This window comes from Bartonella sp. AC62GZZY (assembly GCF_042196525.1).
Taxonomy (GTDB): domain Bacteria; phylum Pseudomonadota; class Alphaproteobacteria; order Rhizobiales; family Rhizobiaceae; genus Bartonella.
The window spans coordinates 26509-38318 of the sequence record NZ_JBHIQN010000013.1 but is presented as its reverse complement, the minus strand read 5'-3'; the positions used below and the strand labels follow the sequence as shown (position 1 = coordinate 38318).

At 37.7% G+C, this 11810-nt stretch carries 8 protein-coding genes and 1 pseudogene; 4 read left to right on the top strand and 5 right to left on the bottom strand.

Features of this window, described 5'->3' with window-relative positions; genetic code table 11:
• The first annotated feature begins 293 nt into the window (after positions 1–293).
• From ACFIML_RS07540 to ACFIML_RS07530, 3 genes are all read left to right on the top strand, one after another.
• A complete protein-coding gene (locus ACFIML_RS07540) occupies positions 294–686 on the top strand; it encodes a Fur family transcriptional regulator (protein ID WP_375607344.1) in 393 nt (130 codons plus the stop codon).
• 172 nt (positions 687–858) lie between these two features.
• Positions 859–1953 (top strand): HlyD family secretion protein, encoded by a 1095-nt coding sequence (locus tag ACFIML_RS07535; protein WP_375607345.1) that lies wholly within the window; start codon positions 859–861, stop codon positions 1951–1953.
• Between the two features lie 24 nt (positions 1954–1977).
• On the top strand, positions 1978–3549 hold the full coding sequence (locus ACFIML_RS07530) for a DHA2 family efflux MFS transporter permease subunit (RefSeq protein WP_375607346.1): 1572 nt from the start codon (positions 1978–1980) through the stop codon (positions 3547–3549).
• Between the two features lie 1448 nt (positions 3550–4997).
• On the opposite strand, the gene ACFIML_RS07525 is transcribed toward ACFIML_RS07530, so the two are convergent.
• The 3 genes from ACFIML_RS07525 to ACFIML_RS07515 all read right to left on the bottom strand — a co-directional run bounded on the left by ACFIML_RS07525 (position 4998) and on the right by ACFIML_RS07515 (position 9424).
• Entirely contained in the window at positions 4998–5582 is a 585-nt protein-coding gene (locus ACFIML_RS07525) for a GNAT family N-acetyltransferase (RefSeq protein WP_375687786.1), read from the bottom strand.
• Positions 5583–5656: 74 nt separating this feature from the next.
• Complete coding sequence (locus tag ACFIML_RS07520; protein ID WP_375609695.1) at positions 5657–6790, bottom strand: type III PLP-dependent enzyme; 1134 nt, start codon at positions 6788–6790, stop codon at positions 5657–5659.
• Between the two features lie 1716 nt (positions 6791–8506).
• Entirely contained in the window at positions 8507–9424 is a 918-nt protein-coding gene (locus ACFIML_RS07515) for a rhodanese-related sulfurtransferase (RefSeq protein ID WP_375607349.1), read from the bottom strand.
• Positions 9425–9539: 115 nt separating this feature from the next.
• On the opposite strand from ACFIML_RS07515, the gene eda reads away from it, so the two are divergent.
• Positions 9540–10205 (top strand): bifunctional 4-hydroxy-2-oxoglutarate aldolase/2-dehydro-3-deoxy-phosphogluconate aldolase, encoded by a 666-nt coding sequence (gene eda / locus ACFIML_RS07510; RefSeq protein ID WP_375609694.1) that lies wholly within the window; start codon positions 9540–9542, stop codon positions 10203–10205.
• Here eda and ACFIML_RS07505 read toward each other — a convergent pair.
• Positions 10184–10630, bottom strand: a pseudogene (locus ACFIML_RS07505) (ferredoxin--NADP reductase); the annotation flags it as partial. The gene eda and the pseudogene ACFIML_RS07505 sit on opposite strands and share 22 nt — an antisense overlap.
• Before the next feature lie 18 nt (positions 10631–10648).
• The gene (locus ACFIML_RS07500) at positions 10649–11476 is read right to left on the bottom strand and encodes a ferredoxin--NADP reductase (protein ID WP_375607351.1); all 828 of its coding nucleotides are present in this window, start codon (positions 11474–11476) and stop codon (positions 10649–10651) included.
• Positions 11477–11810: the final 334 nt, after the last annotated feature.

Below are 11810 nucleotides of genomic sequence, written 5' to 3'. Positions count from 1 at the left end.
ACGTGCAAGCGAATGGTTTTGATTGATTCAAGATAAACAGATTTGAAATGAGACAATCTTACGATATTCGGGATTCTCATTCAACACACAAAACAATGAATTATCATTATAAATCAGTATATTGTATGTTCACGGCGGCTTCCAGATCCCAAAGTCTCCCTTCTCTCACAACAGTTACAACCCTTCTTATATATCACGACGCGTATCATGTTAAAGGGCCTATTCTATAATCACCATTGCATAAACGGCCTACACGCTTTATGCTTTCCCTTAAGAGCAAAAGGAAGGTGTCAATGTCATCTAAACTGACGCGTAACCAAACATTGGTTTTAAACACTTTAAAAAATGCAAAAGGGCCTTTAAGTGCTTATGCGATTCTCAATCACTTACGCGAAGAAGGTTTTCGTGCACCTCTCCAAGTTTATCGTGCGTTAGAAAAACTCGTACAGTTAAAGTGTATTCATCGTCTTGAAAGTGTAAATGCCTTTGTGGTCTGTTTACACCCTGAAAACTGTCAACATGAACTTACAACGTTTATAATTTGCGAAAACTGTGGCACAGTCAACGAAATACAAAATCAAACGATTGTAACGAGTTTAAAACAGATGGTTCAAGCTGTTGACTTCCAAGCACATAAAAGCACCCTAGAAGTACGAGGTCTTTGTAAAAAATGCGCAATAAAATAAGACCGCTAACTTGAAAACAAGATCTCTAACTTGCAAGTTTATATATTTAGCATTATGTACCAGGGATCGCCTTTGTTTGAAAAGCTCTTATCGCTCTTGCATGTATATCACCCTACCCTGTAGTGATAGACTTATTATACTCGTTGGAACATAAATATTGGAAGTATAAATCATGTCCGTATCTGAGACAATTTTTTCAACAAAAAATCTCGATAAAACGAAACAAAAAAAAGTAATCAAAGCCCTTCTTATTGTCTTTGCACTTTTTGTGCTTTGGTTTAGCTACAAATGGATAACGCAATGGCGTTATATGTTATCTACTGAAGATGCCTATGTGCAAGGAGATATAGCCGCTATTGCGACTAAATTAAATGGATATATTGAAAAAATTGCCATTAAAGCCAACCAAGTTGTAAAAAAGGACGATGTTTTATTTTACTTAGACAATGGTGATTATCAAATAGCCTTGGATCAAACAGAAGCGCATCTTGACACACAGAAAAAAACACTTCTACGCATTGATGCACAAATCACAGCCGCTCATAGTGCTTTAGATGATGCAAAAGCGCAAAAAGCAGCCGCTTCAGCCATAGCAACCAATGCACAACTCACCTTAAAACGTGTAACAGAACTGAAAGCCAATCGTTATGCCCCTCAATCTGATGTTGATGATGCCAAATCAGCTTATGAACAAGCTATCGCAAATGTTAACCGTGCAGATGCACAAATCGCTGCAGCACGCGCCAATATCCAAGTGCTAGAAGCACAACGAAGTGAAACAGAAAGCCAAACAAAGAGTTTAGAGCTCACACGTGAAAAAGCACAACGTGATCTTGATTCAACTATTATACGCGCGCCATTTGATGGAATCATAGGAAATTTAACAGCAAAAACGGGAGATTTTGTTGTAAATGGCCAACGTCTTGCAGCGTTAGTCCCCATCCATGCACTTTATATTGAAGCAAACTATAAAGAAACACAGTTGCAAAATATTCATGCGGGACAAAAGGCTTATATTTCTGTTGATGCCTTCAAAAAGGAGGTCTTTACAGGAACAGTGCTTTCTATTTCACCGGCAACAGGTGCTGTTTTTTCTCTTCTTCCTCCACAAAACGCTACCGGTAACTTTACAAAGATTGTCCAACGCATTCCTGTACGTATTTCTATTCCAGAAGAAGTCTTAAAGACCGGACATATCCGAGCAGGAATGAGTGTTTCAGTAGAAGTTGATACACGTACAAAACCACAAGATAAAAGTCTCTTATAATAACAAGCAAATGACCTCATTATTATGACATCTTCAATACCAAAGCCCATACAGTCTCAAGAGCGTATAGAAATCCGTAGCATTGTGATTTTCATAGTTATGGCCTTTGGCATGTTCATGGCCATTTTGGATATACAAATCGTTGCCTCCTCTTTAGCCGAAGTTCAAGCTGGTCTCTCTGCGAGCTCTGAAGAAATTTCATGGGTTCAAACCTCCTATCTCATCGCTGAAGTCATCATGTTGCCCCTTTCTGGATTCTTAGGACGATTGCTTTCAACACGTGTTTTCTTCACCATATCAGCGATCGGGTTTACGATTACTTCTGTTCTTTGTGCAACAGCAACATCTATTGGAGAGATGATTATCTACCGTGCATTGCAAGGTTTTATTGGTGGAGGAATTATCCCAAGTGTTTTTGTCGCCTCTTATGTTCTTTTTCCTCCTTCCAAACGCCCAATTGTTACCCCTATTGTTGGACTAGTCGCAACATTAGCCCCCACTATTGGTCCAACGGTCGGAGGTTATCTTTGTCATATCTTATCATGGCACTGGCTTTTTCTCATTAATGTGCCTTTTGGGATTATTATTTCAATTCTCGCTTGGAAATTGATTGATTTTGATAAAGCAAATCCGTCTCTCATGGCTAAATTTGACTGGTTGGGGCTCATTTCTATGGCTGTTTTTCTAGGAACTTTAGAGTATGTACTAGAAGAGGGCGCACGTCATGATTGGCTGAATGATGAGCTGGTTCGGAATTTATTTATTATCATGATTCTTGCTGCAGCCTTATTCTTCTGGCGTGCTTTTACAGCAAAAGAACCCATTGTAGATCTCTCTACTTTTTCTAATTTTAATTTTTCAGCTGCATCCATTTTTTCCTTTTCTTTGGGAATAGGTCTTTATGGACTCACGTACCTTTATCCTGTCTATTTAAGCCAAATCCGCCATTATGATGCCCTGATGATTGGAGAAACATTGTTTCTTTCAGGATTCGTCATGTTATTAACTGCTCCCCTTGCAGGATTCCTTTCAGCACGAATGGATGCACGTTTAATGATGGCAATAGGACTTTTTGGTTTTGCAATAGGCACTTGGATGGCTAGCGCTATCACAGATAAGTGGGATTTTTGGCAGCTTTTTTGGCCGCAAGTTTTCCGTGGTGCTTCTGTAATGTTATGTATGGTTCCTATTAATAATATTGCCTTGGGAACACTTCCACCAGAACGAATGCAAAATGCTTCTGGACTCTTTAATCTCACACGGAATCTAGGTGGTGCTGTAGGGCTTGCCATTATCAGCACTCTTATGACAAAACGCACAGACTTTCATTATGAACGAATAGCCGAAACACTTAACCACGCAAACAGACAAGCAACTGAAATGCTTTCAAAGCTTATTTTATTATTCAAAACAGAAACCTTTGATTCCTACACTCTTGCTCTTTCTCAATTGTTTAATATAGCACGCATACAAGCAATGATTATGGCTTTTAGTGATATTTTCTTTATCATAACCATTATCTTTGGTGTTTTAGCATTTATGACCATGTTTCTCAAAAAAATACCATCCCTCATGGATTCACCACCAAGACACTAAGATTCATTAAAATTGAAGAATATTTTTGATTTTTATCACTTTCCTCGATTTTTTCACTTTATCTCTTCTCAAGAGACAATATAAATTAACATGTGATTCTAAATGATTCTTCTGATAAAAATCCTTTTCAATGCGAGCTCTTTACGCACTTTTAAAATAACGTCTCGCATATAAAAATTGTTTTAGATGATAATAAACAAAGAGCTTACCTAACATGCTCCACACTATAAAGATAAAGCAGCTATTTCTATCAGATTTTTGATTTATCACCATAGGGCACAAAAGATTAAAAGATTCTTTGCCCTTTACTCTTTTGAGTCTTACAAGAATATTCATAAAAGATTTATGATTCTTGTGATTTTTATTCACGCACCTATTTCCCTTATAATGTGTAGGATAACGTTTTTTGATTCTGAATGCAAAATTTTACATGAAAAAATCATTTTGTATTTGATCCTCTCATGCCAATTGCAAAACGATTTACCTTTATAGCAAAAAAAGTAATGATATTTTTTTTCAAAAAAGCTGCTTTTGAACATGTAATTTTATTTTTTTACACTCTTTTAAAGAAGCTAATATTTACAGTTTTGATTCTACTGCCGCGTATTTTTCTTTCTTAAAGCCTCTTCTCTTTCGATAGGCGCTAAAATTATATAAAACTTCTTAAAATATCTCTCTTTTTGAATAAAATTGATCAATAAATGATCCCCTTCTATGCCCTACTCTTACCATGGTGGCTCCATAACTGTTAATGACAGAAATTCCCTCACATCTTCAATAGTAAACGTCTAGACACTTGTTTAACCTCTCAAAAATGCACATTCGTCGCTATTGAATCCACCTCCAAATACTTTAGAAAGGCTTCTAAGATTCTCTTCCCGATAGGCAAATAATCATTTCTGATGTGAAAAATTCAGTGGTATAAACGAAAAGCTCTCGTAGTCATGACATTGATTTATAATCATAATTTATGATGTTGTCTATTATAATGAGCAATCTGAATATTGTGAGAGTTTTCTATTCAAAACCTGTTCATGATAAATCAATCAAAATCATTCCCTTGCGCACGAAAAGCAGAGAGATAAAAACGGTTTAAAAAAGAGTAAAATACCGAATCGTTTCTATGCAAGATCTACCAACGATATTGAGAACTAAAAAATTGTATGATGATACCGGCTTTAAAAGAATACAAAACCACTCAAAAATATGTTTCCTTTAATCCTGTAAAATATGACGCTATTTCAAAAAAAATGCGCTTTTAATATATTTCTAGTCACTTAACTGAAATTATTAAAAATAAGAAACCTGTCACATAAAGAAAAGGCTTTATAACACAATCGTAATGCAACGACCCCCAAAATTTGTACCGCATCAACATTTTGACACTAATCAAAACAGTATAACCCACCTCAATGCCAGCACTGTTGCAAACGCAATAAATACAATCTTCAAGCCACTTTATGATGCTGAAAACGACTTGTAACGGCTCGTTCTCCACTAGGAGCCAAAGTGCCATAACACCCAGCAAGATAGTTTGGTATCAGTTCCAACGCTTGAAACCGATGTTTTTCGTAAGGACCAGGCATTGCCAAATTTTCTGTTAAGCGATTTGAAAAGCCAAAACGTTGATAAAATTCAAAATCCCCTACCAATAAAATAGCGCCATATCCCAATTTTTTTGCTGTTTCAATTGCATGGCGGACTAAAATTGATCCTATTCCCATACCAGCACATTCAGCGGCAACAGCCAAAGGTCCCAAGAGTAAAGCATGTTGTGTTTCATTTTTTTCTTTAAAAAAAGAAACATGCCAAAGACGTACACTTCCCACAAGCTCTCCCAGAGCATTTTTAACCACAAAAGAAAGCCCTTGAGCAGCTAGCCGACCACGCCGTAAAGTCTCTGATGATTTACGTTTACGTCCATACCCCATCGTTGAATCAAGCAAAATTTCTCGATAAGGCTTATCGGCTTCTTGCTCCAATAAAAGTGTAAAACATGTCCCATTTTTTGTTTGAAAATTAATCATGTTCATCTCTATAACCGCCCTCTTATAGCGTAATGACAAGCATCGCAAAAGTCTAATAACCCTATCGTCAAAAAGAAACGTCAGATCACATATGATCGTAAAGGCTCAAAACCATTAAAAGCAACGGATGCATAAGTTGTTGTGTAAGCACCCGTTCCATGAATCAATATCTCATCTCCTATCGTTAGAGATAGAGGAAGTGGATAAGGTGTTTTTTCGTAAAGCACATCTGCCGAATCGCATGTTGGTCCAGCCAAAATACAAGGCTCCATCACCTTATCATCATGAGGTGTCTCAATGGGATAACGAATAGCTTCGTCCATAGTCTCAGCAAGGCCATTAAATTTCCCAATATCAAGATAAACCCATCGTACATTATCATTGTCAGCTTTTTTAGATATCAAAACAACTTCTGTGCGAATAACACCAGCATTGCCAACCATTGCACGCCCTGGCTCAATAATCGTCTCAGGGATACGATTACCAAAATGCTTTTTCAATGAATCAAAAACAGCGGTACCATAAGCTTGCTCTGTAGGAACATCTTTCAAATAACGGGTTGGAAAACCGCCTCCCATATTCACCAATTTCAGTGATATACCTTCTTGTTCCAAACGCTTAAATACTGTAGCAGCATCTGATAAAGCACGATCCCACGCACTCAAATCAACCTGCTGCGACCCAACATGAAAAGAAACACCATAAGCTTGCAAACCTAATTGGTGTGCCCGTCTTAGCACATCAACCGCCATAGCAGGGACACAACCGAATTTGCGTGACAATGGCCACTCTGCACCTTTTCCATCGGTAAGAACACGGCAAAAAACACGCACTCCTGGAGCAACACGCGCAATTTTTTCCACTTCTTCAACACAATCAACTGCATAAAGTGAAACACCCAATGCATATGCTCGCGCAATATCACGCTCTTTTTTAATCGTATTTCCAAAAGAAATACGCTCTGGCGTTGCCCCTGCTTTTAAAGCCATTTCAATTTCTGCAACAGAAGCCGCATCAAAAGAAGATCCTAAAGAACTCAGCAAACGCAAGATTTCAGGAGCTGGATTCGCCTTTATTGCGTAAAAAATACGAGACTGTGGTAGAGCTTTTTCAAAATTTAAATAGTTGTCACGAACAACATCAAGGTCAACAATTAAGCATGGACCTTCAGAACGATGTGTTGCAAGAAAATCGCGAATACGTTGTGTTGCCATCTGCAATTCTCCTTGAGGAAAAGCTTCCTCACTCTACGCTTAGACAGCCAAAACTGCCAAAAGCTAAAGGACAAAAAACACACAACAACTATCCCCATTCTGATTACAAAAAATCAGAAATTAGCATTGCATGCAGCGAAAGAACAGCGCGAAGCCGCGTTATTCTATTTTATCTGCCTTTTTGATTGGAGTTGAGAAAACCACTTCCGCACTGAAGGCAATGAGGTGTGCCTCTATAGTTATCCCAGTATTTAAAAACTGGAAGACACCAGAAAGGCCCGCACCGTCGTTGCTTCAAGATGTCCTCATTCTTGCAATTGGCTGTAAGAATGACTGGAGCGGTTAGTTCCAGGTACCGTACCGGTTAATCTCACCATTTGAGAACCAGCGGACACCCACAGGCACGTGCGACTTTGGGCAAGGCATCCTATAAAACGAATCCTTTCTCATTTCAATCATTTTTTTAATTTTAAACATTTTTTAATTCTTAAAGATAAAATGATGCGAAAAAACAACACTCTCCTCCTCTAACAGACAAAACCATCCCTCTGCTTTCATGGGATTCCCCCCTTACACCATCCGTACGACATCAAGCACTATCTTGCTTTAAAAGCCCCTCGTTTCTTTACCCTATTCTATCTCCTAATATCTGCAGCAGAAAATAACACAAAATAAATTACTCAACACATTAATTTATAACGATAATTTATTATTTTGCTCTTAAACAAAAATCCCATCATAAAATTCTCTCATTTCCCTCCCTTAATAATAAATCAAGAAAAATCATTCTCTTGCGCATCACAAGCAGAAAACAATATATGAATAAAAAACAATTGAAAAAAAGAGTAAAATCCCCCCTTAATATATCCCCTCAAATGCAAGGACTAGTAACATGGAAAACAGGGCGGGGATCGACTAAAGCACCATCATCTTTAAAAAACATGATATCTCCCCACAAAACGCCATTATCTTTCTCATCTACATCTTAAAAACATCCCTGCTTCTACATCTATTTCACAACATCGCTTAAGAAAGATATCATGCCCCCGTATAATATAGCTCATATGATATAGATCAACGGCATATCACCATCTTTATGTTTATGAAGTGACATAACTAACGTCCCCGCTTTATCTGCCAACTTCCAATATTGCAGAAACTCCTCCATTGAGATGTGTCATATTATCTTAAATAGTTTTGCTCATACATTGCTCCCATTTGTAATATACAAATGAATGAGATTGTGTAATTCGTCATCATCAAATCCGAAAGAAGTAAATTTCACGATATTCAACCCTTATTATTCAAATTTAAATAAATTATCATTTATAAATCAATGTACTATATGAAATTCTAAAATCATAAGCTCCTATTATCATTCTATTTCTCTTAACTTTGCTGCTGCTCTTTTATCTTCTCTCGTGAATCATATCTTATTCATTCACACACTCTTCTCTTAAAACTATAGATCCCGCTCCTCTGCGCTGTTGGGAAACAGCTTTTTTATTTTAAAATGAACAATATTGGAGAACTCACTCCTATAAAATCAAGAAGAGCAAACGATCTATAATCATTATTTGTAAATCAACAAATTAACGTAAAAAAAAGACCGAACAACATCCGGTCTTATAAAACTTTTCTACCAATATTAAAAACGCTTCTCTCTTAAATTTAAGAGAAAAAAGCTAGAATTTAAATCCCTACACGACGATATCGTTATGTCCCTTGATGAGAATCAATTGCCCGCAACTTCAACAATTGGAATTGCCTATGGCGCTCACGAAAGCGTTCTCTATCAGCTTCACTGCGTGTGTTATAACAAGCGTCACAGGAAACACCTTCTTCATAATGAGGCGATAACTTGCTTTCAGTATTGAGAGGAGAACGACATGCGCGACATAATTCGCGTCCACATTCTTCAAGACCATGTTGAACAGAAACACGCTCATCAAAAACAAAGCACTCACCCCACCATAAACTTTTTTCTTTTGGAATTTTTTCTAAATATTTTAAAATGCCACCTTTTAAATGGTAGACTTGCTCATAACCAAGATCACGAACATAAGCTGTTGATTTTTCACACCGAATACCACCTGTACAAAACATGGCAATTTTCTTTTTCTTTTTTAAATCAGCCTCATGTTTACGCACCCATTCAGGAAATTCGCGAAATGTTTTAATCTGCGGATCGATCGCTCCTTGAAAACTCCCAATCGCATATTCATAGTCATTCCGTGTATCAATCAAAATTGTCTCTTCATCTTGAATAAGAGCATTCCAATCTTCAGGATCGACGTAAGTACCAACAACTTTTAGCGGATCAACACCTTCAACCCCCATTGTCACAATCTCTTTTTTCAACCGCACTTTCATACGATGAAAAGGCATCTTTGATGCCCATGAATATTTAATCTCCGGCGTTTGAAACGCTGGCTCCGCCACAATAAAATCCACCAATGCCTCAATCGCAGCACAAGAACCAGCAACAGTTCCATTAATTCCCTCTTGTGCTAAAAGGAGGGTTCCTTTGATATCCTTTGCTTGACATAAATCCTGCAAAGGTTTTTGTAATTGACGATAATGCTTCAAATCTGCAAAGCAATAAAGTGCAGCAACTTTAAAATTCTTTTCCATGTGTTTTGCCATAACGCGCGTTTCATTCAATTTCAAGATTTATTCATGTACTCTTTAACATATTGTGCTTAATCAAACGATACAAATAATATCATCTCCAAGAAGAAAAAATATCATGTGCCAAAAAAGAGAAAAGCTTTTATTATATCTCCAAGGACAAACTGTTATACCTGTTTTGCTCATTGACAATCTACAAAGTGCTGTACCCTTAGCACGCGCTCTTGTCAAAGGCGGATTAAAAACAATTGAGATCACCTTGCGAACACCAAATGCCCTCAAAGCAATTCAGAAAATTACCCAAGAAGTCCCTGAAGCAATCGTTGGCGCTGGAACAGTTCTCAACACGATACACTACGAGCAAGCCGAACAAGCAGGCGCAAAGTTTATTGTAAGCCCCGGATTATCCAATGAATTAATCAATTGTGCAAAAAATAGTGAAATTCCCCTTCTTCCCGCTGCAATGACCCCAAGTGAACTCATGCAAGCATTAAACAAAGGCTATTCATATCTTAAATTTTTCCCAGCTGAAGCTGCTGGAGGTATTTCATTCATCGAAGCTTTAGCATCTCCCTTCTCTGATATCCGGTTTTGCCCAACAGGCGGTATTACACAAAAAAGTGCAATACAATGGCTCCAACTACCCAATGTCTTCTGCGTTGGTGGTTCTTGGATAGCACCCCAACCGCTCATCGCAATAAGTGATTGGGATTCGATTACTGCATTAGCGCATACTGCAACACAACTCTCCTCTCTATCGAAAAAAGCGCGCTCTACAACATAAGTAGCGGGAGCATTGTTAGCCCCTTCAACAAGACTAAAACCTTCACACATCCTTGCGCAATCTTTTAACATTGCCATCGAACCACAAATCATCACCCGATCTTCATCAGGGTGAATTTTAGGAAGGACTGTTGTTTCAAAGCCACTTATTTCAAAAAAATCTCCACTTTCCATAACAGTCGTAATACGGCCCATATGCTCAGAAGGTTCACGAGTCGTCATAGGATAAAATCTCAACTGTTGTGCATACTCTCCAATGAGTGGATCTTGTTGCAAAGAGGAAACAAGATCTTTTGCACAAATTAATCCATTCTTTTCTCGCGTTATTTAAATAAGAACAACTTCTGCAAATTTTTCATAAATGTCAGGATCACGAATAAAGCTTGCAAAAGGAAAAACCCCGTACCGGTTTGAAAGAAGATAAAGCACCAATTTTCCCACTCATTACTCCACAAAAGCGCGCTCTACAACATAAGTAGCAGGGGCATTGTTAGCCCCTTCAACAAGACCAAAACCTTCACACATCCTTGCGCAATCTTTTAACATTGCCATGGAACCACAAATCATCACCCGATCTTCATCAGGATGAATTTTAGGAAGGCCTGTTGTTTCAAAAAAATCTCCACTTTCCATAACAGTCGTAATACGGCCCATATGCTCAGAAGGTTCACGAGTCGTCATAGGATAAAATCTCAACTGTTGTGCATACTCTCCAATGAGTGGATCTTGTTGCAAAGAGGAAACAAGATCTTTTGCATAAATTAACTCATTCTTTTCGCGCGTTGTTTGAATAAGGACAACTTCTGAAAATTTTTCATAAGTGTCAGGGTCACGAATAAGGCTTGCAAAAGGAGCAATCCCCGTCCCAGTTGAAAGAAGATAAAGACGTTTTCCAGGAATAAGAGCATCAAGAACCAACGTTCCTGTAGATTTTTTACGCATGAGAACTGTATCACCAATTTTAATTTTTTGGAGATGCTCGGTTAATGGCCCTCCTGGAACTTTTATCGAAAAAAACTCAAGCTGTTCATCCCAAAAAGGACTTGCAATCGAATAAGCACGATAAATTGGCTTTTCTGCATTTGGCAAACCGATCATAACAAATTCACCTGAACGAAAACGAAAACTTTCCGGACGATTCAGGCGAAATTTAAATAATCGATCTGTATAGTGAAAAACCTCTTGGACAGTAAGAGCGAATACATTCGCAGGAATCGGAAAATTTGCAACGCTGCTGATGTTTGACGGAACATTGGTAGCAGACGTATTCATACTCTTCCCCATATCTTTATTGACTATTAAATTTCGAATCCCTGACGTGATATAATCCTTGTATAATCATCTGCCAACAATTTTCTTAAACCAAAAGCCTTAAGATTAACACTTTTATGTCAAAATTAATCGAATGAAAAAAATGTGAATACAAATCATATTCAAAGAGAAACAAAAACATCGAGTGTTAAGCAATCACGGTACTCTTTTCCACTTTAACACATAATGCATAGTATACAGTGTACCGCTACAACACTTTATTCTCTTTGCAAAATTTATAACCGAAAACCTTAAAATTAAGAGAGAAAAAACATCTGTGGATCGAACGATAAAC

Bases quoted from the DNA above. Each gene is read 5' to 3' on its own strand.
- ACFIML_RS07540 (WP_375607344.1), top strand. From the start codon at position 294: ATGTCATCTAAACTGACGCGTAACCAAACATTGGTTTTAAACACTTTA.
- ACFIML_RS07535 (WP_375607345.1), top strand. From the start codon at position 859: ATGTCCGTATCTGAGACAATTTTTTCAACAAAAAATCTCGATAAAACG.
- ACFIML_RS07530 (WP_375607346.1), top strand. From the start codon at position 1,978: ATGACATCTTCAATACCAAAGCCCATACAGTCTCAAGAGCGTATAGAA.
- ACFIML_RS07525 (WP_375687786.1), bottom strand. From the start codon at position 5,582: ATGAACATGATTAATTTTCAAACAAAAAATGGGACATGTTTTACACTT.
- ACFIML_RS07520 (WP_375609695.1), bottom strand. From the start codon at position 6,790: ATGGCAACACAACGTATTCGCGATTTTCTTGCAACACATCGTTCTGAA.
- ACFIML_RS07515 (WP_375607349.1), bottom strand. From the start codon at position 9,424: ATGGAAAAGAATTTTAAAGTTGCTGCACTTTATTGCTTTGCAGATTTG.
- eda (WP_375609694.1), top strand. From the start codon at position 9,540: ATGTGCCAAAAAAGAGAAAAGCTTTTATTATATCTCCAAGGACAAACT.
- ACFIML_RS07500 (WP_375607351.1), bottom strand. From the start codon at position 11,476: ATGAATACGTCTGCTACCAATGTTCCGTCAAACATCAGCAGCGTTGCA.